General features: G+C 54.8%; 19 protein-coding genes and 1 tRNA gene. 1 reads left to right on the top strand and 19 read right to left on the bottom strand.

Annotation, left to right across the window (positions count from 1 at the left end; all coding sequences use genetic code 11):
* Window positions 1-102: 102 nt before the first annotated feature.
* The 15 genes from CHB88_RS16295 to CHB88_RS16235 form a co-directional block, all read right to left on the bottom strand.
* Window positions 103-2838, bottom strand: coding sequence for a DEAD/DEAH box helicase (locus tag CHB88_RS16295; RefSeq protein ID WP_089400401.1), 2736 nt, complete (start codon window positions 2836-2838; stop codon window positions 103-105).
* Window positions 2835-4577, bottom strand: coding sequence for a site-specific DNA-methyltransferase (locus tag CHB88_RS16290; protein WP_425436114.1), 1743 nt, complete (start codon window positions 4575-4577; stop codon window positions 2835-2837). The genes CHB88_RS16295 and CHB88_RS16290 overlap by 4 nt, the downstream gene beginning before the upstream one ends.
* Entirely contained in the window at window positions 4540-5604 is a 1065-nt protein-coding gene (locus CHB88_RS16285) for a phospholipase D-like domain-containing protein (RefSeq protein WP_176442515.1), read from the bottom strand. Before CHB88_RS16285 ends, CHB88_RS16290 begins: the two co-directional genes overlap by 38 nt.
* 64 nt (window positions 5605-5668) lie before the next feature.
* A complete protein-coding gene (locus CHB88_RS16280; protein WP_425436113.1) occupies window positions 5669-8524 on the bottom strand; it encodes an SNF2-related protein in 2856 nt (951 codons plus the stop codon).
* A 76-nt stretch (window positions 8525-8600) separates the two neighbouring features.
* Window positions 8601-8801, bottom strand: a complete 201-nt coding sequence (gene mads1, locus CHB88_RS16275) for a methylation-associated defense system helix-turn-helix domain-containing protein MAD1 (protein WP_089400506.1) — start codon at window positions 8799-8801, stop codon at window positions 8601-8603.
* A 593-nt stretch (window positions 8802-9394) separates the two neighbouring features.
* Window positions 9395-10180, bottom strand: coding sequence for an endonuclease/exonuclease/phosphatase family protein (locus CHB88_RS26020; RefSeq protein WP_143131322.1), 786 nt, complete (start codon window positions 10178-10180; stop codon window positions 9395-9397).
* A gap of 132 nt (window positions 10181-10312) precedes the next feature.
* The gene (locus tag CHB88_RS16270) at window positions 10313-10696 is read right to left on the bottom strand and encodes a hypothetical protein (protein ID WP_143131321.1); all 384 of its coding nucleotides are present in this window, start codon (window positions 10694-10696) and stop codon (window positions 10313-10315) included.
* On the bottom strand, window positions 10683-11108 hold the full coding sequence (locus CHB88_RS26015; protein ID WP_425436117.1) for a DUF5681 domain-containing protein: 426 nt from the start codon (window positions 11106-11108) through the stop codon (window positions 10683-10685). The genes CHB88_RS16270 and CHB88_RS26015 overlap by 14 nt, the downstream gene beginning before the upstream one ends.
* Before the next feature lie 28 nt (window positions 11109-11136).
* Window positions 11137-11697, bottom strand: coding sequence for a hypothetical protein (locus CHB88_RS24620; protein WP_143131320.1), 561 nt, complete (start codon window positions 11695-11697; stop codon window positions 11137-11139).
* Between the two features lie 4 nt (window positions 11698-11701).
* On the bottom strand, window positions 11702-13285 hold the full coding sequence (locus CHB88_RS16260; protein ID WP_089400395.1) for a YfjI family protein: 1584 nt from the start codon (window positions 13283-13285) through the stop codon (window positions 11702-11704).
* Window positions 13282-14157, bottom strand: coding sequence for a toprim domain-containing protein (locus CHB88_RS16255; RefSeq protein WP_089400394.1), 876 nt, complete (start codon window positions 14155-14157; stop codon window positions 13282-13284). Before CHB88_RS16255 ends, CHB88_RS16260 begins: the two co-directional genes overlap by 4 nt.
* The gene (locus tag CHB88_RS16250) at window positions 14157-14684 is read right to left on the bottom strand and encodes a hypothetical protein (protein WP_089400393.1); all 528 of its coding nucleotides are present in this window, start codon (window positions 14682-14684) and stop codon (window positions 14157-14159) included. The genes CHB88_RS16255 and CHB88_RS16250 overlap by 1 nt, the downstream gene beginning before the upstream one ends.
* Window positions 14684-14953: a DNA-binding protein gene (locus CHB88_RS16245; RefSeq protein ID WP_342745538.1), complete on the bottom strand. Its 270-nt coding sequence runs from the start codon at window positions 14951-14953 to the stop codon at window positions 14684-14686. The genes CHB88_RS16250 and CHB88_RS16245 overlap by 1 nt, the downstream gene beginning before the upstream one ends.
* Before the next feature lie 139 nt (window positions 14954-15092).
* Entirely contained in the window at window positions 15093-15785 is a 693-nt protein-coding gene (locus tag CHB88_RS16240) for a hypothetical protein (protein WP_089400392.1), read from the bottom strand.
* Window positions 15786-15911: 126 nt separating this feature from the next.
* Window positions 15912-17219, bottom strand: coding sequence for a tyrosine-type recombinase/integrase (locus tag CHB88_RS16235; protein ID WP_089400391.1), 1308 nt, complete (start codon window positions 17217-17219; stop codon window positions 15912-15914).
* A gap of 792 nt (window positions 17220-18011) precedes the next feature.
* On the opposite strand from CHB88_RS16235, the gene CHB88_RS16230 reads away from it, so the two are divergent.
* Window positions 18012-18087: transfer RNA gene (locus CHB88_RS16230), tRNA-Asn, on the top strand.
* Window positions 18088-18479: 392 nt separating this feature from the next.
* Here CHB88_RS16230 and grxD read toward each other — a convergent pair.
* The 4 genes from grxD to CHB88_RS16210 all read right to left on the bottom strand — a co-directional run bounded on the left by grxD (window position 18480) and on the right by CHB88_RS16210 (window position 22650).
* Entirely contained in the window at window positions 18480-18791 is a 312-nt protein-coding gene (gene grxD / locus CHB88_RS16225; RefSeq protein WP_089400390.1) for a Grx4 family monothiol glutaredoxin, read from the bottom strand.
* Between the two features lie 102 nt (window positions 18792-18893).
* Window positions 18894-21236: a Tex family protein gene (locus CHB88_RS16220; RefSeq protein WP_089400389.1), complete on the bottom strand. Its 2343-nt coding sequence runs from the start codon at window positions 21234-21236 to the stop codon at window positions 18894-18896.
* Window positions 21237-21341: 105 nt separating this feature from the next.
* Window positions 21342-22166 (bottom strand): peptide chain release factor N(5)-glutamine methyltransferase, encoded by an 825-nt coding sequence (prmC, locus tag CHB88_RS16215; protein ID WP_176442514.1) that lies wholly within the window; start codon window positions 22164-22166, stop codon window positions 21342-21344.
* 7 nt (window positions 22167-22173) lie between these two features.
* Complete coding sequence (locus CHB88_RS16210; protein WP_089400387.1) at window positions 22174-22650, bottom strand: disulfide bond formation protein B; 477 nt, start codon at window positions 22648-22650, stop codon at window positions 22174-22176.
* Window positions 22651-22669: the final 19 nt, after the last annotated feature.

Genomic DNA, 22669 nt, shown 5'->3' with positions numbered 1-22669 from the left:
TCAAACAGGCTCTTAGAACAACTGTCGTCGGAGCTCCCTTAGATTTAGTTAAGTACCTACACGTATCGTTGTACGTTACGATGGCATTGATACCGGATCTGGTCACATCTTCACTTCAAAGCGCAGGAAATCGGTGAGCCGTTTCGATTCGGCTATCTCGTCGTGCGGCACAAGCAAGTACCGCCAAGGCTTGGTGCCAATCGCCATTGCGTGATCTGAAGCGTACGTGCACCAGCGTGCAGCAGCGCCAGCTTTTGCCCGGACCTCTTGAGTATTGATATCGGTTCTTGCCTTTGTTTCTACCATGAACTTGGACGCTTCCGTCTCTGCTACAAAGTCAGGAATATACTCCGGCTGCTCACTGCCCATCTTGTAGTAAATCTGGAACTGGCCCTTAGAAGGCTTAAACCACTTCGCAGCGTCGCGGTCCAGGATGACGGCGAAGCGCCGCTCCGTGTCGGAGTCGAACTTCTGCAACGGATAAAGGCAACGCGCGAAGCCGCTGAACAGCATCTGCTTGATCCGCCCAAGCTCGGTAACGGTTTCCCGGAAGTGTTGTGCCGTCTGTCCTGCAGTGGCAGTGAAGTTGCACGGCTTGAGCTCTGTAAAGCCTCGGCTGACCTTCACCTCGTACTCCGTTGCCTCTTCCCAGAAGTGTGCCATCATCTGCGTCCGAATTTCGCGGGCGATCAATCTGCGATCCCGATCTAACACGCCTCTGACTTCTGCTTCTGATAAGTATCCTTGCAAGTGCTGCACCATTTGTCCCGAGAGGTCATAAAGTAGATCTGCGTGCGTGAAGTAGTCGATGTCATCAAAGTCCACTAGTGCGTGGACGATGTAGTCCTCCAGCCGCTGCTCTTTGAGGCCAACTTCCGACGCCAAGGTGTCTTGCTCGTTGGTGTGTAGGTTATGAATGACGATCTCGCGTTCACCCGGTTGGAGATGCAACTGAGCTACGTCGAGCTTGAACGGGTGGAAGCCCGTAGTGACTTCGCCAGTCGGCACTACTACAATCCGGGGAATGTCGATAGTTTGCTGGACGACGATCTCGGTGGTCTTCGAAACCACCGCTGATAGATTGATTTCAGCAATTCCGTCACCAACGCCTGTCAGCAACTCACCTTGTGCAGGCTTAAGACGTTCCGTAACCTCGGCAAGAATTGCCGCTTGCACTTCTGCGTTCAGCAGTGCGCTGCTGGTGGGTACAAAATCACGCTTAACCTCGTATCGCCCTATAACGTCCATCACGACGCGAGCGGCTTCGCGTTCACCTTCGGTTGCGAAAATTGGTGGAGGAGCGGGGCTGCTCAGGGCCGTGCCTACGTTGACTGGGGCGCTTACGATGGAGGGCACATCCGCAAGCCCGAGTCGGGTCATCAAACCCGAACCAACATGGACGCTTACCTTCTTGTCGTCGGCGCCCGACGCTTCGAGGATTACCTGCTTCAGCCGGATTGGTGAATCACCCCGGTTGGCCTCATCGATGATTTCCTGAAACTTGTCATGTGCGACAATGTTGAGACGATCAACCGCAGCGACGCCCGTTCGCTTGCCGTAAGGCAGACGCAGCCCGCGACCAATAGACTGTTCAATTAACGTGCGAGCGTTGGCCGCTCGCAACGGCACGATAGTGTAGAGGTTAGTAACGTCCCAGCCCTCTTTCAGCATGTTGACGTGAATGACTATCTCTGTCGGCTCGTCGACGTTCTCCACCGCAAGAAGGCGAGTGATCATGTCCTCCTCTTCTGAGCCCGTGCGGCTGGAGTCGACCTGAATCACCTTACCCTGATAGCGCCCATCGTAGAAGGCATCTGACTCTAGAAGCGCCAAAAGTTGCGCTGCATGAGTAGTATCACGCGCTATCACGAGCATGAACGGCTTCACAACCTTGACGCTATTCTCGCGGGCGTATGTCAGTAGCTCCACTTTGGTTGTTTCATGCAGGCGAACGCCATCCTCCAATTTGATCTTTTCGATCTCTTCGGGCGTGTGAGCTTTAGCGTCGAAATTGCGCTGAGTAACAGCGGCGGGCTCTTTTACGAAGCCGTCTTCCATTGCACGTGCTAATGGGTAGTCCATCACCACGTTCTTAAATGGCACGGGACCGCGCGTGGATTCTACGAAAGGCGTCGCCGTCACCTCGAGGCCGAAAAGCGGCTTCAGCTCGTTGATGGATCGAACCCCAGCGCTGGCCCGATAGCGGTGTGACTCATCCATCAGCAGCACGAGATCTGACAGGTTAGCCAGATGATTGAAGTAGCTATCTCCAAGAACTTCCTTCATCCGTTTGATGCGCGGCTCCTTGCCACCGCGCACTTCGGAATTAATTTTCGAGATGTTGAAGATGTTGATGCGCACATCGTTGCCTAATTTCATCGTCTGATCCTGCACCACCGCACCCGTCTGATCGTAGTTGTCGCCTGTGATAATCAGCGGTGGATGCAGTGCAAACTCAGCAATCCCCTTGAAAACATATTTAGGCTTGTTGCGCGTGAAGTCAGCAATCAGCTTATTGTAAATCGTCAGGTTCGGTGCCAGAACGAAGAAATTGTTGATGCCGTGTGCTAAATGAAGGTACGCTATGAACGCACCCATCAGTCGGGTTTTTCCGACGCCGGTAGCGAGAGCAAAGCACAACGATGGAAATTCTCGCTCGAAGTCTTGAAGGGTTGGAAACTCTGCTTTTAGGGTAGAGAGAATCGACGCCAGGTCCTGCTCGTGACTGAGCATATCAGGAGCGGCCTTAAGCGCATGCACCAATTTCGAGAGAGATTCTGCTTGTGGAGGCCGAAGAGACAATCTACCGGTGACAGCATTCAGGACACGTGCGTTCATTCTTCGTTCTCTTCAAACAGACCACCCTGCCCGGCGCTCGCTCTGACAGATTTTTTGCTTTTAAGTGCTGCAGAGTTAGCTGCAGGCGCATGTTTTTCTAACTGGGCCATTGGCAGGTTTGCTACATTGAGGCTGTAGTCGTCGTGGCCCCATTCACAGCGGGCCAACACCATCTTGGGGATCTTTTTCACCGTCAAATTTGGCCAACGTACTGACGCCTCTTCAGCTGTAATTCCGTGGAAAGCCGCACAGCATACAAGCAAGCTTCTTTCGCTGCCTACCTCGTCGAAAAGAGCCTGTATCTGCTGTGACGACAAGTTCTGAGTAGTGACATAAATGAAGTCGCGCTCGCTTGAGCGACCGTGTTCCCACCAATTTACCTCTGAAGGTGCATAAGAAAAGCCTTCCAGTTTGGCTATTGCCTCTGCCAGCTGCGCCGAATTATATTCAGGATTAATGACAGGATTTCCCCATCGGTCATTAACTATCAGGCTTGGTGCTAACCTGTAATACCGAAAGCCACCTCCACCCTGCCAATTTGCGGTTTCAGTTATGCCACCACGATCGGTGCCATCAATGACCTTTTTGAGTCGCGGAATGACATGGGTATGGCAATGCTCGCCTAGCTCGACCATTATCCAGCGCCGACCCATCTTGTGCGCGACAGCGCCAGTCGTGCCAGAGCCAGCAAATGAATCGAGCACTAAGTCACCAGGATTGGTTGCAAGATGAACGATTCTTTGAAGTAGTCTCTCGGGCTTCGGTGTGTCAAAGGGATTTGTGGGATTGAATGCCTTTACTTCCTCACGCGCCTCATGATTATTCCCTACATCTGTATGTAGCCAAATGGTTGGGCAAGGAGTTCCTTCGTCTGAGAGCTCAGATAAGAAAGTTTTTCTGGACGGTGCCGCCGTACCGTCTTTCCCAAACCAGATTTCATTGCCCGTATCCAGCCGCCTTAGCGTGTCTTCGGAAAATCGTGGAAAAGTTCCCGCTGGAGGACTCCATTTCACCCCGTTTCTGAACGTGAAGGAAAAATTTCTATTATTTTCTGAACCACTTTTTGCGTGCAGAGGAGTTGCCTTCCACGGACCCTTAGGATGCTTGTCTGGATTTTTGTACCGAGCATTCATTTCCTCAGTACGTGGCATCTTATTTGGCCGCCACTGTTCCTTTTCTTTTGCGTAGACTAATATGTGATCATGATTTTCGGACAACCACTTTGCGTCATTTGCGATTGTGTATTTCTTCTGCCAAACAACGTTAGCTACAAAATTGGTTCTGCCAAAAATCTCATCGCAGATAACTTTAAGGTAATGTGCTTCGTTGTCGTCTATTGATATCCAAAGTGATCCATCCTCTGACAATAGGCTCCTAATAATTTCAAGTCTATCGCGCATGAGGCCAAGCCATATGGAATGTTCAAGACCGTCGTCGTATTGAGCGAATGCGCTTCCCGTGTTGTAAGGCGGATCAATAAATACACACTTGATTTTTCCTGAGTATTGAAATTCAAGGGCCTTCAAGGCAAGCAGGTTGTCGCCGTAAATCAGTGAATTATCGAACTGATCCGTTTCCCCATATCGTACAGCTGCGTGATAGGATTTCTCGGAATCTTCGAGAAGAATCCGAGGTTCAAGCAGAGGGCGGTTGCTCTTTCCAATCCAGTTTAATTCGAGACGTTGCATATTTTGTCCGTTATCAGCACCAGCCGTACTGTCTGGCTGCTGTTTTTCCAAGAGTTCCCAACTGACCGGACTTCTGTGTAAGCTTTTTGAATTCCATAGATGATAGATCGATAAAGCGCAAGCGAAAAAGTGATTTTTTATCGGTTCGTTCGAAGACTGCTACGTAAGGAGAACGTCCGAGTGTCCCATCTCGAAGGCGGGGGCGGAGGCCCAAGGCCACTTCCGGAACCTCGTTTGTCAATTGCAGGCGCCACATATGATTCGCTTGAAATTTCAAGCGAAGTTGTGTTTTATTCCCAGAAGAGACTATGAAATCGAATATTCTGGGTTTCTCTCCTGTGGGATTTAAGCCAAAGAAGAGACCCTGTTCAGCTTTTAGTTCGATCTCTCGACCCATGGCCGTTATGTATCCACATTCGATCCAACAAACATTCGCTAGCGTAGGATCCAACTCTGCGTCATCTGACGAAAGAATAATCATTCCTGGCTTTGGTTTTGGCTTCTGCTTAACTACGACTGCCTTCGGCTTTCGAGCATTTTGCGCCTCATATTTAATCTTATAAGCAGTTAGTTCTTGCTTTGTAGGTGAGTGGCCTTGCTTCCAGAGGGCATCCCAAAGCTCTTGAGTAGTCAGGAGATCTTCTTGGTTCTCCGCGTCAATAATCGCATTCGCCTCGCCATTTTTAGAAAGTGCTTGCGATGTTAAATTAGAGGACCCTAATATTGTCAGCGTTTGCTTAGGCTTTGACTTTTTACGGAGTATGTAGACTTTAGGGTGAAACCGCAGCCCCAGTTCGGCATACGAAACTACTTTAACCTCTGCGCCAGGAATGGCCATCGCAGTGTCAATTGCTCCAGGCTGAGTTATGTAGTCGTCTAGACCAATAAGCCATTTACTACTGCTGGGCATTGAATTGGAAAATCCATTCATTAATAAACGAATTCCAGAGATAGTCACATAAGCAGCCGAGATTAAGACTTCGTCAAAACAAGTTTTTTCTGCGCGCTCACTTATTAGATGAGCGAGCGTAAGGGCCGGTTTGCTCGTCGGCGTTTGTATTTGAAATTTGATTTTCATGCTAGGTCCGCCGCGATTGAAAAAGCAGGGCGCCATGAACGGTTACGTTGATTTTTTCCAGAGATCACACAAGTTCCCATTCGATGGTGAAAAGCGTCTGCTCAACGACCTGCTGTTGCAGCTGCGCTTCTAGCTGCGTGATCAAGTCGTTGCGCTGAGCCTCGATATCATCTTGTCGTGCGAACAACTCGCGTCGTAGCTTTGTGCGCTTGGCCTCAAGATCTCGCTGCCGCTTTTGATAGGTCAGCTTTTCTTCGAGTGTTGGTGAGGTTGCGGCTGAACGGCGCACTTCCTTGATGTCAGCATCAATGACCTTGATCTCCTGCTCAAGTCCGAGCTTTAAATCATCGGCCCAAGCGTCCAGCTTCCGGACTTCCTGTTCGAAGTAGCCGAGATTGCGCTTGTTGATTTCACGGAGCAGAGCGGTCTTGCGGGCTTCCACGTCTTCCACGAGGGTGGCGTCCATCGCAGTGAAAAACTCCGCTGACTTCGATCGTGCAGGCAAGCGAAGCAACTTCTCTGGATCGTCTTCTGCAAGGGCCTGCCCATCCGAAGTGCTAGCTGCCACTACCAGGTGTTGCTCTTGGTTCCCCAGGGCTTCCACGGACAATAACTTCAAGGTCAACCAGCCTGTCTTGCCTCGATAGGCCTTGAGCGTGCTGATCTGCGTGCCATAGGCGGCATAGTCAAAGACGAGCCGAGTGCTTGCAAGTTCGCGAGTTTTGGCTTGGTGGGTCACCCAGACGGCAAGCGGATGTCCAATCCGGTAGAGGTATGCACCACCGGAGCGTCGAGGAAGCTCGTAGCGCCCAGGATTGATTGCGCCGCGGACCGATTCCGGAGTCCTCTGAAGGACGAATCCATCTTCGTCGAACGTGGCGTAGTTGGCCAGCTCAGTCCTGGTCAAATCCATCAGCATCCTTTCGTATTTGCAACGTGCGGAAAGGCTATCCTCCGCGCGGATGCGCAGCTTGTCTTGCACTTGCTCGTCAAAATTCTCTACCAAGATCTGGCGAGTCTTGACCATCGCTTCACTGATCTCATTAGACAAGTCGAGTTGTAATTGATCAAAACTTGTTTTAATGGCTGCTGGGTCGCGGCAATTTTGGTAGATGTCGGCGATGCGACGTTCAAAGTCCACACCAGAGCCAATGGCACCCATAACTTCATCGCTGGCCCCAAAAACTCCTTCAAATAGCTGAAACTTCTGTGACAGTAGCTCATAAACACGCGCGTCAGCCTCATTGCTGCGGTCGACGAAATTTACTACCACCACGTCGAATTTTTGACCGTACCGGTGGCAGCGACCTATGCGTTGTTCGATACGCTGCGGGTTCCAAGGCAGGTCGTAGTTGATGACTAATGAGCAGAACTGAAGGTTAATGCCTTCGGCACCAGCTTCAGTCGCAATCATTACAGTACCGCGCTCCTTGAAGTGCTCGACCAGTGCGGCTCGGGTGTCGGCGGTTTTGGAACCAGTGATGCGATCCGTTCCCTCGTAACGCTTAAGCCAGTCTTTGTAGAGGGCTTGGGCCTTAGCATCGCTGTTGGTGCCATTGAATAGCAAGATGCCGTCCCCATAGGACGTGTCCGCCAACAGAGAAAGCAGGTATTCCTGCGTGCGCTTTGACTCGGTGAAGATAATGGCCTTCTTGGCCGCGCCGAGACGCTCCAGCTCGGAAAACGCTCGATCAAGTGCTGTCAACAGCGCTTTTCCCTTTGCGTTGTCGCGGATGTTGGTCGCAAGTGTCCTAAAATGCCGAAGTTCGGCGATCTCCTGTGCTACGACATCTCGCTCGATCAGCGTTCGTGATGGAGCGTTTGGGTCTTGCCCGTTCCACTCGTCGACAGTTTCGTCGAGCGACTCATAGTCTTCGTTCAGCACTGCGGCAAGATCTGGATCCTCCGATGTTCCGTCGAGCTCGCCTTGCAGGCGTTTAACCATAGTCTCCAGAGCCCCCGCAATGGCGTGAGTGGAAGACGCAAGAAGCTTCCAAAGCACCAGGGAGATCAATTGGCGCTGGCCCTTCGGCAGCGCCTTGAGATTGGGCCGGCGCAGGTAGTCTGCAACGAGACTTGACAGTTCGCGTTCTTCACTGCTGGGAGTGAACTCCTCAACGATTGCCATGCGCGCGGTGTACGGGACGTACTGCTGAACTTGACGTCGCAGCGTTCGCTTGCAAACCGGGGCTAGTCGGGTTCGCAGCGCGGCGAAAGCCTGCTCTCTGGGGTGAGCAGTGAATTGGGACTTAAAGCTTTCGATGTCACCGAATACGCGGTCGTCGATTATGCTTACCAAGCCATAAAGCTCCAACAGCGAGTTTTGCAATGGTGTGGCGGTGAGCAGTACCTTGGAGTGAACACCGTCTAGTGCCTCTTTCAGGGTTTTGGCGATGACATTGCTGGTCTTATAGACATTACGCAGTCGATGCGCTTCATCTAGTACGACCAAATCCCAATCAATGTTTTTGATGTGGTCTGCCTTAGACTTCGCAAACTGATATGAGCAGATGACCGGCCCCGATGCCGTTAAAAAAGGGTTATGGCGGTCCTGCTTTTGGATCGTGTTGTAGTTCTTAGCTTCAAGAATAAGGCCCTGTAAGCTGAATTTGTCGTGCAACTCCTGATGCCATTGTTTGCGCAAGTTGGCGGGAACGATGATCAGAATACGGCGACGGCGCTCGGCCCAGCGTTGCGAGATGACCAGCCCAGCTTCAATGGTTTTTCCGAGCCCGACCTCATCCGCCAGGATGACGCCGCGCGATAGCGGATTGCTGCAGGCGAAGAGTGCTGCCTCAACTTGGTGCGGATTGAGGTCAACCTGCGAGTCAACGAGGACGGACGCCAGCGACTCCACCGAGTCGCCTGCCGCACGCCGCGTCAAAAGCCACGCATAGTACTGGCTTTGATGCTGCGTCAAAAGCTGCTGCGTTATCAACGGCGGTCCTCCCTATGTTCCTGACCAGAGGTAATTCAATTGCAGACTTGGTGCATGGTCACTCTGCTACTGGCTTCTTCTTATTGATGCTCTTAGCGATCCAACTTTCGAGCTCGGAGCGGCGAAACCGCCAAGTTCCTCCAAGCTTGAATGCAGGAATCTCGCCTTTTTGGGCAAGGCGATAGACTGTTCTTTTCCCAGCCTTCAGGTATGCGGCGACTTCTTCAAGCGTCAGGATTTCGTCATTTGCATCGGTCATCGGGTCGCCTTTAGCTTTCACCTGCGGTGGCATATGATTGCCAAGTCTGCCCAATTCTCCCATATTTAAGGGGCATCGACTAGGTCATAGGCAAGACTTGGGCCAGTGGCGATAGGCGGAAGATCGAGGGAGGGCGCGCCAGCAGAGTCGGCGCGCGGGCTCAACTGATCGGTCAGTCAAGTTTTGGCGGTGAGATGCGTCTGGCAGTGCGTGGCCAAAGCGCGGGTGTCATCCTCAGCTTCGCGAGTCGAAAAGCGTCGCTTAGCTTAAGTTGTAGCTGATTTGCTGGCACATTTGCCAAACCACGTTCTTTGCCGATCGTTGTTAGAACCTGTAGGAAAACGGCATCAAAGCTAACTAAGTTGGCATTCTGATGCGTTCGACGCGCTAAAGGGATTGCCATTGAAGCAGAGCGGCGTCGACCAGTTAGACTGGCAACAGCGCAAGAGCAAGCGCTGTTTAAGCAATCTGATCGACGCTTAGCGGCAGGGCATTGAACCACTGCTGCCGCACCGGCGCAGACCGGGCGGCGCACGACCTCGGGATATTTCTTGTGAAGCAGGGACAGTAGCAGGGCCTGGAAAACCTGCGTTTTAAAATTCGACTTCCAGCATTATTGGGCAGTGATCGCTGTATTGCCAAGACCCAGGAGAGCCACCATCGATCGGATAGCAGGCGACGACATTAGGCGCCAGCTTTTTTCCTACATACATATAGTCGTTCTGCCAAGGTACCTTACTAACGTTATGCCGTTGCGTATGGATATGGGAACAAGGTTTGTCACTACAGGGGCAATCAGCGAGTGGCTCGCGCGGTGGCCGATTAAGAGCAATGGCATCGACCATGCCAAGAGTCTGTAACCGTTCAAAGGCGTTCCTATGGCGCTCGCCATCCGGGCTCCTAAACTGGGTGCTTATATTGAAGTCGCCGCCAACCACTATCCTAGATCTGTAGCATGTCGAATCAAAGAGAGGGGTCAAATCTGATAATTGCCGGTGGACCGTGGTGATAGCATAGCCATTGTCAATTAATCCATACAAACTTACTAGGCTGAGTGCAAGTGAGGGAGCGTACGCAATAGCGACCGATCCTGGCCACGTGTTGCACAGCGACGCTAACCGACCCGTGCTTTTGAGGCGTATTGTTGAAAGCTCCTCGAGGTCATGATTGAACGAGACTACGGCGGACCCCCATGAACGGCGCCCGCCTATTCCTCCATCTTTGAAAACGACCCTATTGGCGGGCCATTCGGACGGCACGCATTCTTGTAGAAGAGCAAAGTCTGCCTTTAAGCCAACGAGAAAGTTCCAAGTAGCCTTGCGTTGGATAGCGCTTTGGCGATGATGATTGAGGTTCCATGTGACGATCCGCGTGATCATATAGCCACCTCGACACTAGTTGATGAATCTTCCAAGACGTTTTTTAGGGTCCAAGCTATCGCACTCTACGTAGTATTCAGTATCAACAATAAAATCCTTTTGCTTTTGTATGATACCGTTCATCTAGGACACCTAGTAACGATTGTCCATGTCCTCAAGAATCTTTGCAAAGTAAACTACAAACTCGGAAGAAGAGTAGCGCAAGTAATTCATCGGTACCATTGCGAGTTGGTTCAGTGAGGCGAGTATCAAAAAATCATCTCCTGTCAAAGACTTACTAATGACTCGCTTACTCAACTCATTTATTCGGTCAAATGACGACACGGCTGGCACGTCCTCGACTTCGACATACCCTGCAGGATGGGTCTGTGCTCTGTGTGATATCCCGGGGATGTGGGGAAGTAACGAGATCAGCACATCAATGGCATCATCCATCGCCTGCGTGGTCTCGGAACGTATTGAGCCAGCTTTCACTTCAAGGATGCCTAGGCGCTTGTGCAAATCACGACGCCTCACGATTGACCTCCAAAGCAGCTAATCGACGCTCCAGCTCGTCAAACTCTACTACGCGGGCCAGACTTGCAATTGCATTCAAGAGATGATTGGCTTGTGCGGGGGTGATCTGGCCCTCTGCAACAGACTGCAGAACCGCCTGTCCTGATTCCGTAAGGGTACCCGCGTCTGGAAGTGGGAAGGGCGCAGGCTGTTCCATTGGACGCAAGGGGGGAATGCAGCGCTCAAGGACCAGCCGGCAGGCCGTTAAATCACCATCCCGAGCCGCTTGCAGAACTACATGAATTACGTCATCTACCCCATTTCCCAGGGCGTCTCGTAGCCGCTGAATCTTACCACTACCCGGCTGGCGACCGGCTGGATTGCCGCTTGTGCCTTTCTCCCACCTCCCACGCCGCTTTTTTATGTCTGTCATCTTGCTAATCTCCTGATCTTGCAATTGATTACGGTTGGCCATAAACCGCATCACTAATTCCCATTGCTTCGTCAAAATGTTTGCATCGTTGCAAAACTTCCGCCAGCTCCGCTGGGATCCCTGGATTAGATAGTTTCTGTTGTTGCCATTTCGCACAGCGGCGCGCGTCGCGTGTTCCATACAGGTGCTGACATTCGAGACAAAGCCGCCGATCGTCCAATTGTTGGTCACGCAGTGAAAGTTTTTCAGCCATATTAATCGCTTCAGCTGTTGTAACTCCACGGGTAACAAGAAGTCCTACCCGAGCACTATCCAATTGAGTAACATGGCCTTTTGACTCTAGCGCTAACTCGTGGCCAGCATTGTTTTCGGACGTTGCCGGTGTAGGTTCGATAGAAAATAGTATTGAATCCCGAATGGCGCCGGCAAGGCCGGCTGGCCCATTATTGGAAGGCACCAGCGTTCTCTCAATATTTTCAGATGTGCTTGGGGAGATGCCTACAAAAACTACAGAATTACGTTTTTGTGGTTTTTGTAGGTTCCCCCTCTGCAGGGTTGCTTCATTTTTCAGTCGCTGTAGCCAGCTCATAATGTCAGCCTTTTGCAAATGCAGCAGGATTAATCAAATAGCGCTCGCTGGGACGGCCCCGGCCTCCGGGGTCTTGCGACAACTGAATCTCCCGGCGCAACCAGTCATATTCGATCAGTACATCTGCAGCTTTACGGACGGTGTCGGGAGTATTGAGTCCAGTCCATCCTTTTTGGATAACCAATCTAGGGGTAAACTGTCTTTCTAATTTTCCGTTTCGGATGTGCTTAAGCAGTAACTCAGCTCCCGCAGCCTCCGGAATGACAGCCGCTGCATATAAGCGGTTGGCATGGCTACGCAAGTATTCACTCCACGCGAGCGCACGGAGCAACTCCTTTTTTCCGATACTGCCAGCATCTGGAGTATCGATGAGCGCAAACAATAATGCTAAGGATGGAATCAGCTTCCGGTACTTGGCCAGGTGCGACTCCATTGCTGGATGTAGTTCGCCGCCGCGCAGTTCAATCTCGAATGGGATGCGCCACTCAGAAAACAGCTCCTGGGCCGCAGGGTCAAAGTGGCAGATTGTAGGTTCAGTATCGTTCGCAGGCTCAATCGCTGCTAGGCGACTGAAAACGTCCATTATCTTGCGCTTAGCATCTACATCGGGTGGTTGGTCAATGTCGCAGAATTCAGTCCGTATGTCCGGCCACACCGCCAAGCTAAAACGCTGAAGTAAACCGTCGTCCCCACTGCCGCCCTTGACTGCGCTGCGGACATATTCCTGCAAGCGCCCGGGTTGGATACCCCCGAGGAGGGCTAAGCAAACGCGCGGTATAAGAACTTCACCCCGTCCAATTCGATCTACTACGTAACTCTGATTTCCATCATGTCCCTGTAGATAGAAAGCACGCCCGCCCTCCTGCCCTTGCCGATCCATGGAAGATAACAAGCCGTATAGCTCATCACGATAAACCATAGTTCCCCAAGGGTTAACTTTTAGTAATTCGCCTAGTGCTTCGACTGTAGGATCGTTTACGATGAAGCGCCTTGGAGCTGGCTCTGGGGGTAGGTCAATGGGGTGCAATAGTATGCGGGCCGACGCCGGATCTTTTACTGAAAGGCTTTTAGCCTTTTTTTCGTTCTCTGCCGCTTGCAGCTCCGCCAGTTTGAAGTCCAAGCGCCATCCTTCGTGCGCCGATTTCCAGATCTGCTGCTCATCAGACTGCAAACGATTAAGTGGGTGCAGTGCTTCAGAAAGTGCTGGAGATTTCATGACGCCCGGCCTGCCGATGATCAACCCCCAAAGGTTAGGTACTACCGTCCAATCGTCCTGTGCCTTGGGTTGAATCACCACTCGGGCACCAACGACACTGGAGGCCGCCACCAATAGGCCAACTGCCACATAGTCGGGTGGGCACTGCATTCGATGGGCCACGTCCTCCACAAATGCTCGAAAAGCGACCGGCAGCAGATCGGGGTCGAACGGCTGCACTGCCGGCAAGCTGCAGGGTAGGGGAGTAGGCTTCGGCCAGGAATTTGTCTCCACCGTATTCAGGACCGCGGGTTCTACCGCAGCTTCGACGCAAGTACGCACCGCCTCCTCACCAGCTATCCGATTTAGATCATTGAAATCGGTTAGGCTCATATCAGCGCACTCCCGAAATGAGGAATGGCGACTCGCCCACCAACGGCCTTCGCTGCCCTGATGGCTGATGAGAGTCCTGGGTTACCTAACGTTTCGCTGTCATTGTCAGCACAAATGACCAAGGCCAATTTGGGAAATTTAGTTCTGAGAGCGGTTGCGACAGAAAGCAAATTTCCGGCGTTGAAAGCAGCAGCGACTGGCAGCCGAGTAGCCTGGTGGAGACTCGCAGCTGTTGCAAAACCTTCTGCAACGCAGAGTGAGGTCGCACCTTCGACAGTGCCGATGCTGAAATAGCAACTAGTACGCCGACCGCCGTACAGTCCTTTCTTATCCTTAAAGTCGGCGGGATTAATGCGTTCCAGATTCCACAGTTTGCCCGTAACGTCGCGCATCGGCACCAACAAGAAACCGCGAGCGTCAATGCGGGTCCCATGAGCCGCAACTCCTTTAGCAAGGAGGTAAGGGTGACCAGTCGCATCTAATGCAGTGCTCCAATGACGGCTTGCTTCAATTGCCGCAGCAGTATGGCGATTCGCCTTTTCCTCGTCGCGCACGCGCCGTTTGGCTTCAATTTGAGCAGCGATATCAGCCCAATCAAAGTTATCTGGTTTGCGATTGGGACTCGCACGCCACTTGATGGAAATGCCAGTGCGCCAGCAGCCGAAGGCGCCAGCGAAAACAGGTTTGTCGTACAGGCAATACCAGCCTGACAAGTCGTCTGGCTTACCTGTTGTGCTAAAGCGGTGGATCGTCCCGTCTAAAACAATATCTGCAGGAGGGAGTAGCCCCCGCTGGGCGATAGCTAGCTTGAAATCCTCAAGTCCATCGAGGCCTGTATAGAAGACTTGGGAAGTAAAAGACCGGCACCTCATCAGTTGCCTCCCGTGTGTTTGCTAATGGTCGATATTTGGAATATCAGCTGTTCGAACTCCAGCGTGATCGACTCGATTTCTTGAGCGATCAGCTCCATTTCCTTGATTAAATAGGTAAGCTCGTTCTCCAAGAATGCCGCTTGTTTCTCAAGTATGTTTGTCATGGCACCCAGATAAACGGTGGACTGCCAATCAAGTACGGCCTGGCGACCAGCCTCGGTCAGAAAATAGTAACCATGGAGTATGGGACGACTAGGGATACCGATCCATTTAGCCTGCTGATAGGCAAGGCCTTGATCTCCTAAACCCAAATTGCGGAGAGTAGAAACTACGTCAGCCGGAGAAGAAGTGCCTGCTATTGCGGCAATCTCAATGTCCCAGGCAGGACCTTCAAAAAGGTACTCCAGTACCCGGAGACAACAAATGTCTTCGGTCCCGCGAAATATGACCGATGTATTAAAATAAGGACCAGTTTCAAAGGCATCGAAAAGGTCCGATTCAGCTTGGCGGCGGTCGGACTTTTTCATTATGCGGTCTCCAGCAAATGCTTGATATCGGCCACAGCCCATGCCAAGCGGCCATAGATGCGAATCGGACGAATCGGGCCGGTTCCTAAACACGCCCATTTGCGAAGCGTCTGAACCTGGCGGTTGAGATGATAAGCCGCGCACTCAGTGTCAAGATGAGTACGGGTCTCAAGTTCTAATGGAGGATATGTAACTTGGCGGAAGATTGGGTCAACTAAATCAAAGTCGATACCCTTAATGCGTCGGGATTCGAGTTGAAAATTTTCCATCGTCATTTCCTTTCATTGAGATGTGACGATAGAAAGGTAGAGAAGGAAACCTTTGAGTACGAGTTTGGCAACTTGCCAAGCCTTATTTCATGCGGGTTACAGGCTGATTTTGGCAACCGCGCTTGGCAAGAAGCCGCAATTATCTAGTTTTTCTTTTTTGCCAATTCATCGGGTCGAAAGGCCCAGGCTTTTTCATGCTAAAAAGCTTCTTGGCATCTTTAAGCTTTTGTCCAATGTGCTGGTGTGTCACCCCGTATTTCTTGGCGAGTTTCCGCTGCGTCATCCCGGGTTCTTGGTATTCAATCCATAATCGCCGCAGGTTAGGCTCATCCCAGGTATGCCGATGTGGCTTGCCCTGCGCTACAGGGAGCTCTTTAACCTTTGATTGGATGGTGGGTGTGGCTGCGATTCGTATGTCGGCTTGTTTGGATTGTTGAAAGTGGTCAATGAGCGCAGCGCTTTCTAAGATCCTTGCATATTCTAGGGCGGCGCGCCGGTAGACCTCGTAGAGTGCATCGATCTCCCTCTGTTGGGACGGTATTAAACCTTTTATAGGCGAAATCGAGGTGCCGTCACCAACATCACTTACCGGGAACGCTTCCATGAGAATAGAGCGGCATCGCATCTGCGAATATGCCCAATTCTTGATCACCTCTGCAGCCGCAAGTTCGCGCGCGGTCGCTTTCTCGCTGAATTGTTGCGCCAACGTACGTTCTGCTAGATGTAAACTAGCTTCGGGAGAGTGCTCTTTGTATTTGTAGAAATTAGTAGCTGGCTCGAAACGCTTAAGGTCGTGGAAGGCTTCAATTCGAATGGCTTTGTCGTAGTCCATATATTTAGTTATCCCTTGAGTAAAATTCTATGAGCACCAAGTGGGTGAACGCGATCGTGGCTTGAATTTCGGCAACTTGGCCTAACGGGAAAGCTGCTTCCGTGGTCGACATTGGTAGCCGCATGATCAAGGCGGGCCAGAAATCAATTTCGGTTTGTTATTTTCTAAAGGCAGAAATTCGACATTCGCCTGTTCCAGGATCCATTGTTCAAGGATGTCGTGCCATTTACGTAGTAGATCTATCGATCGGCGTCGGTAGTGCTTCTCGGCTAGAGCACTTGGTCGGTGTCCCATAACCTGGGCAACAACTCCGGTAGGCATGTCGCACCATTCCGCTAGCGTGCTGAAACTGCGACGCAACCCGTGCAGGGTTATGTGAGGCAGCCCGGCCTCCTGAAGTGCCTGATCATGGGCATAACGTGGCTCGGTGATGCGGCCTTCTTTTGCCAATAGGCTGGAAAAGACCCACTCATTCCGCCGGGGCAGTGCCGCAATTAGGCTTCCGAGGTACGGCGGTAGGGGGATTGTGCGCGAACCTTCTATCTTGTCCCGGATAAATAGTGTGCGCCATTGAAAATCAATGTCTGCCCAGCGTAGGCCTGCCATTTCTTCCCGCCTCGCCCCAGTGAGCAGCAAGCCTTGCAAATACGCGGCGATGACTGGGTTTCCGATTTTTCGGACTGCATCGAACCACGCTGGTAATTGTTCACGTTGTAGGCAGTCGCCTTCTCGAGTACGGTTTTTCGGTAGCGCATCCCTGACCTTGCGGGCATTGACTATTCCGATAGGAACTAACCCCTTGTAAGTGGGCTCATCCTCAGCCCAACGGATGAACGCTCGAATAAGCCTAAAACTGAGTGATGCTGCAGTTGGCCTAGTATTCGCCTCGCGCTCCAGCCAAGAGGCTAGCAGGTCAGCACTAAGATTAGTAAGTGGAGTGGATAACAAACTCGCGATCGGCCCAGCAGAACGCGTCCCTATGCCACGTTTTTTTGGCTCTCCGCCAAGTGCCGCCAGCACCTGATGTGCACGGATATGGCTAGCGCTCCACTTCGGCGTCCGAGTTTCTAAATAGATTGCCCATGCATCGCCGAATGTAATGGCTTGACGTTTCAGATTAGCTTGCGCGGCTTCGTGCGCTGCACGCCTTTCTGCAGCTTGTTGACGCGGGTCAACACCTTGGTCAGTTAAAGCCTTTAATCGGCGGGCCTCGGCTTGCGCTTGACCAAGCGACCAAGCACGCACATCACCAATGGTGATACGGAGCGTCTTTCCATGTAATCTTGTTTCAAAGATAAAGGATTTACTTTTTTTCTCAGTAATGCGCACGCCAAGACCTGGCGTTTTCGCATCCATGAAGATTGTTTGCCGCTTACCGTCCTCACATCGAAAGTTAGCAATACGTCCCACGGTAAAATTATCCCGATGACCCATGCTTCACCTCGTCGACTATATTTATGTAGACACTGTGTAGGCTTTATGTAGGCATTTTCGGTCAACGTATAGTAATGTCAAGGAATAATTTTTTTTGATAAAAATCCACTATGTATTTGAATTTTAATGAAAATAATTCAATCTTGTGTTGATTTGTAGATATTAAGATAGATACCTGCAATGACTTGTAATCATCAGGTGGCCAGTTCGAATCCGGCAGCCGGCACCATACAGGGGTTGTGCGCTCAGCGGCGCACAACCCCTTTCTCTTTTCGGCGCCTTCACATTCGTGGTGAACGGCGCCAATGCATCTGCCAGGGGTTCATTGCCGCGTGGCGCATCCTCTGTTTTCTCCTTCGCAATCCCTCTTGGCGCAAGCGGCATGTCGGTTGGTGTGGAACGCGTTCGAGCGGCTTACATTGAGCGTAACGCATTGAGACGAGCACACTGGCCGCAACGCATTGGCAAGTGCGCCGGCGCCGACCGATCAGCCAACCGTTTGCCAGGTATGGCATGTTGCCGAAAGGGGGCGGTCAAAGTCGGGCGCGCTCATCAAGCATCGACATGACGCAGACAGCTTGGGCAAGCCATGCCACAGCTGGCAAGCGCTCCATGCGTGAACGGCGGTACCTCGGCTTCCTTTCTCCCGGCAGAGATGTGCAAGATCTCGCGGAAACTTGTATGAGCCGCGGCACGTACAGGCCTTGGCCCGAGCCTTCAACTCTTTTCCAAAAGAAACGATGTGGGAGTACCCAATCGTCCAGATTTATCCTATAATTCGGCTCCCGCTGTTCCCTGATAGCTCAGTCGGTAGAGCGACGGACTGTTAATCCGCAGGTCCCTGGTTCGAGTCCAGGTCGGGGAGCCAAGAAATTCAAGCAAGAGCCCAGCCCACAAGGCTGGGCTTTTTGCTTTCTGTCGTTCCGTCCTTCCAGCCCCGCTCCCGGCCTTCGCATTGACACCCCGGTTCCAATGAGACCGTTTTCCGCACTCTTGGCACGAGCGAAGCGGTTACAGCATCCTTCCGTGCGCGGATGATTGTCCTCAAGGACTCGGCCATGCTGACCGGCCTCCGCGCTGCCCTTATCGTCTTACACCCGATCGGCGAGAGCGACGCCGCATCAGTGACCGATGCGCACCGCGCTGAAGCCCGCGCAGAATGCCATGCTGCAAAGAAAAACGGCAGCAGCGCCAATGCGCCGCCGCCGTATTCTTTGCCTTCAACCGCGTCGGCGACATGCCGTCGCAGACACTGATCGATCAGCTCTTTAGCAGGGTTTGCAGTTCGCCCGACTGGTACATCTCGTTCATGATATCAGCGCCGCCGACGAACTCGCCCTTCACATACAACTGGGGGATGGTCGGCCAGTTCGAAAATTCCTTGATGCCCTGGCGCACTTCCTGGTCTTCCAGCACGTTCACGGTGACCAGATCGTTGACGCCGCACGCTTTCAGGATCTGGATGGCGCGGCCGGAGAAGCCGCACTGCGGAAACTGGGCGGTGCCCTTCATGAACAGCACGACCGGATGCTGGGTGACGGTCTCTTTGATCCAGTTATGGACTTCGCTCATGGTGATCTTTCAGAAAAATGGGTGATAACCTTCATTATAGGGAAAAGCGGGCGGCGTCGTTGACGGCCGTCCGCTCCCAACGGGGGAATCATCCGCTCCTGGTCAGCGCTTGAGCTTGGCGAAAGCGGCCGCCATGGCGCCTGCCGCCTCGGGTTGACGGGCATTCTGGTGCTGGGACAGACGACGGGCATCGTTGCGGTCGCCGCGCTGCTCCGGCCGTGAGCCGGGCGTCGGCGCCGCATCGGACAGGCGCATGGTGAGAGCAATGCGCTTGCGCTTGACGTCCACTTCCAGCACCTTGACCTTCACCACCTGGCCGGCCTTCACCACGGTGTGCGGGTCGCGCACGAAGGTGTTGGAAAGCGCGGAGATGTGCACCAGGCCGTCCTGGTGCACGCCGATGTCGACGAAGGCGCCGAAGGCGGCGACGTTGGTCACCACGCCTTCCAGAATCATGTCCGGCCGCAGGTCGCCGATGTCTTCCACGCCTTCCTTGAAAGTGGCGGTGGTGAACTCGGGGCGCGGGTCGCGGCCCGGCTTCTCCAGCTCCTTCAGGATGTCGGTAATGGTCGGCACGCCGAACTTCTCGTCCGCGTACTTGGCCGGGTTCACCGACTTGAGCAGCCGGCCGTCGCCGATGACGCTCTTCACATCCTTGCGGATGTCGGCCAGGATCTTCTGCACCACCGGATAGGATTCCGGGTGCACCGCCGACGCGTCCAGCGGATTCTCGCCGCCCATGATGCGCAGGAAGCCGGCGGCCTGCTCGAAGGTCTTGTCGCCCAGGCGCGGCACCTGCTTCAGGTCGGCGCGGGACGCGAACATGCCTTTCATGTCGCGGTAGTTGACGATGCTCTGGGCCACGCTGGCGTTGAGGCCGGAGACGCGCGCCAGCAGCGGCGCCGAGGCGGTGTTGACGTCCACGCCGACGGCGTTGACGCAGTCTTCCACCACCGCGTCCAGCGAACGCGCCAACTGCGCCTGGCCGACGTCATGCTGGTACTGGCCGACGCCGATGGACTTCGGATCGATCTTCACCAGCTCCGCCAGCGGGTCCTGCAGGCGGCGGGCGATCGACACCGCGCCGCGCAGCGATACGTCCAGCTCGGGCAGTTCGCGCGAGGCGAATTCGGAGGCGGAGTAGACCGACGCGCCGGCTTCCGACACGACGATCTTCGTCAGCTTCAGTTCGGGGTGGCGCTTGATCAGGTCCTGGGCCAGCTTGTCGGTCTCGCGCGAGGCGGTGCCGTTGCCGATGGAAATGAGCGCCACGTTGTGCTTCTGCGCCAGCACCGCCAGCGCATGCAGCGAGCCTTCCCAATCGTTGCGCGGCTGGTGCGGGTAGATGGTGGCGGTATCCACCACCTTGCCGGTGGCGTCCACCACCGCCACCTTGACACCGGTGCGCAGGCCCGGGTCCAGGCCCATGGTGGCGCGCGGGCCGGCCGGCGCTGCCAGCAGCAGGTCCTTCAGATTGCGGGCGAAGACATTGATCGCCTCGGTCTCGGCGCGCTCGCGCAGCGCCGTCATCAGTTCGGTCTCGAGATGCATGAAGACCTTCACCCGCCAGGCCCAGCGCACCGTGTCGGCCAGCCACTTGTCGGCCGGGCGGCCCTTCTGGCTGACGCCGAAGCGGGCGGCGATGCGGCTCTCGCACGGGTTGTGCGGCGCATCCCACTTCGGCTTCTCCTCCTCGCTGTCGAGGCGCAGCGACACCGTCAGCACTTCCTCGCGGCGGCCGCGGAACAGCGCCAGCGCGCGGTGCGAGGGGATGGTGGAAATGGTTTCCGAATAGTCGAAGTAGTCGGCGAATTTTTCGCCGGCATCCTGCTTGCCGTCCACCACCTTGGATTCGACGATGCCGTGGTCGGTCAGGTACTCGCGCAGGCTTTGCAGCAGCGTGGCGTCCTCAGCGAAGCGCTCCATCAGAATCTGGCGCGCGCCGTCCAGCGCCGCCTTGGCGTCGGGCACGCCGGGGTTGTCGCCGTTGGCGGTGGAGAAGGCGGGCTTCAGGTATTTCGCCGCTTCCTCCTCCGGGTTGAGCGTCGCGTCGGCGAGCAGGGCATCGGCCAGCGCGGTCAGGCCGGCTTCGGCGGCGATCTGCGCCTTGGTGCGCCGCTTCGGCTTGTAGGGAAGGTAGAGGTCTTCCAGGCGGGTCTTGTCTTCCGCATGGGTGACGGCGTCGAGCAGTTCCGGCGTCATCTTGCCCTGTTCTTCGATGGACGCGATGATGGCCGCGCGCCGGTCTTCCAGCTCGCGCAGATAGCGCAGGCGCTCCTCCAGCAGGCGCAGCTGGATGTCGTCCAGGCCGCCGGTGGCTTCCTTGCGGTAGCGGGCGATGAAGGGCACGGTCGCGCCTTCATCCAGCAGGGCGATGGCGGCGGCGACCTGGGCCGGCTTGGCGGCGAGTTCGACAGCGAGGCGTTGTTCGATCGAAGGCAGCATGGTGTTTCTGGGTGTTGAAGAAGCGTTGGATGATACCGAAACCGCGGCCGAGCGCCAGACTTGACGTGCATGGATGCCACGCCGGGCGCAGCGGTCGGGGCGATGTCAGACTGGCATGAAGCCGCCGCTGGCGCGTTCGATGCCGGCGAGGTCGCGCCAGCTCTGCACGTCCGAAAAGCCTTGGCCATTCAGCAGCTCGCGTACGGCCGCGGCCTGGTCGTAGCCATGCTCCAGCAGCAGCCAGCCACCCGGCTGCAGATGGACCGGCGCCCCGGCGATGATGATGCGCAGGGCGGACAGCCCGTCGGCATGGTCGGTCAGGGCCGATGCCGGCTCGAAGCGCAGGTCGCCCTGGGACAGGTGGCTGTCGCCGGCGACGATATAGGGCGGGTTGGAAACGATGAGGCCGAAGCGGCGGTCGCCGACGGCGGCATACCAGTCGCTCTGCAGGAATTCCACCTGCACCCCGTTGCGCTCCGCATTGCGCCGGGCCACCGCCAGTGCCCCGGCGCTCGCATCGAGGGCCGAGACAGTGGCATCCGGCCGTTCATGCGCCAGCGCCACGGCGATGGCGCCGGAGCCGGTGCCCATGTCGAGCAGGCTGCCGTCGGGCGGCAGGCGCTGCAGCGCCAGTTCCACCAGCAGCTCGGTTTCCGGGCGGGGGATCAGCACGTCGGGCATGACCTCGAAGGGCAGGCCGAAGAACTCGCGCTCGCCGACGATGTAGGCGATGGGCTCGCCCTGCAGACGCCGCGCGACCAGGTTCTCCACGCGCCGCGCCTCGTCTGCGGACAGCGCTCGGTCGGCCTGCGTGATCAGCTGCACCCGGGACAGCCCCAGCGCATGCGCCACCAGAATGCGGGCATCCACCGGGTCCAGCAGGCCGGCGCGCTGGATCTGCGCGAGGGTGACGCCGGCGGCGATCAGCATGAGGATATCAGCGGCGGCGCAGGCCGGCGGTGGCGAGCACGAAGGCCAGCACCAGGAACCAGAACATGGACCACTGCGGAATCGACAGGCCGATGATGGGCGCGTACTCGGTGGTGCACAGGCCGTCCGCCTGGAACAGGAAGGGCAGCAACTCGGCGGTGGGGATCTTGTTGAGCGAGGTTTCCAGCGGGTCGATGCCGCAGGACACCGACGGATGCGCCTTCACCCACAGATGCCAGCCGGCCACGCCGGCGCCGGTCAGCGCCGCCAGCGCGCCGAGCACCGCGCCGCCGCACGAGGCGCCGCGCGGCAGGAAGGCGAACACCAGGCAGATCAGTCCCGTCGCGGCGAAGGCATAGCGCTGCATGATGCACAGCGGGCAGGGCAGCATCTGCTTGACGTGCTGCAGGTAGAGCGCGAAGCCGAGCAGGGCGAAGCAGATGAAGGCGGCCAGCAGGAGAATGGGTTTCAGGTTTTTCGTCATCGGCGTGGGTGGTGGTGAT

Origin of the sequence: Noviherbaspirillum humi (assembly GCF_900188095.1) — a bacterium.
Classification (GTDB): domain Bacteria; phylum Pseudomonadota; class Gammaproteobacteria; order Burkholderiales; family Burkholderiaceae_D; genus Noviherbaspirillum; species Noviherbaspirillum humi.
Note: the sequence above shows the minus strand (reverse complement) of the source record. Positions and strands in the feature narration are given on the sequence as shown.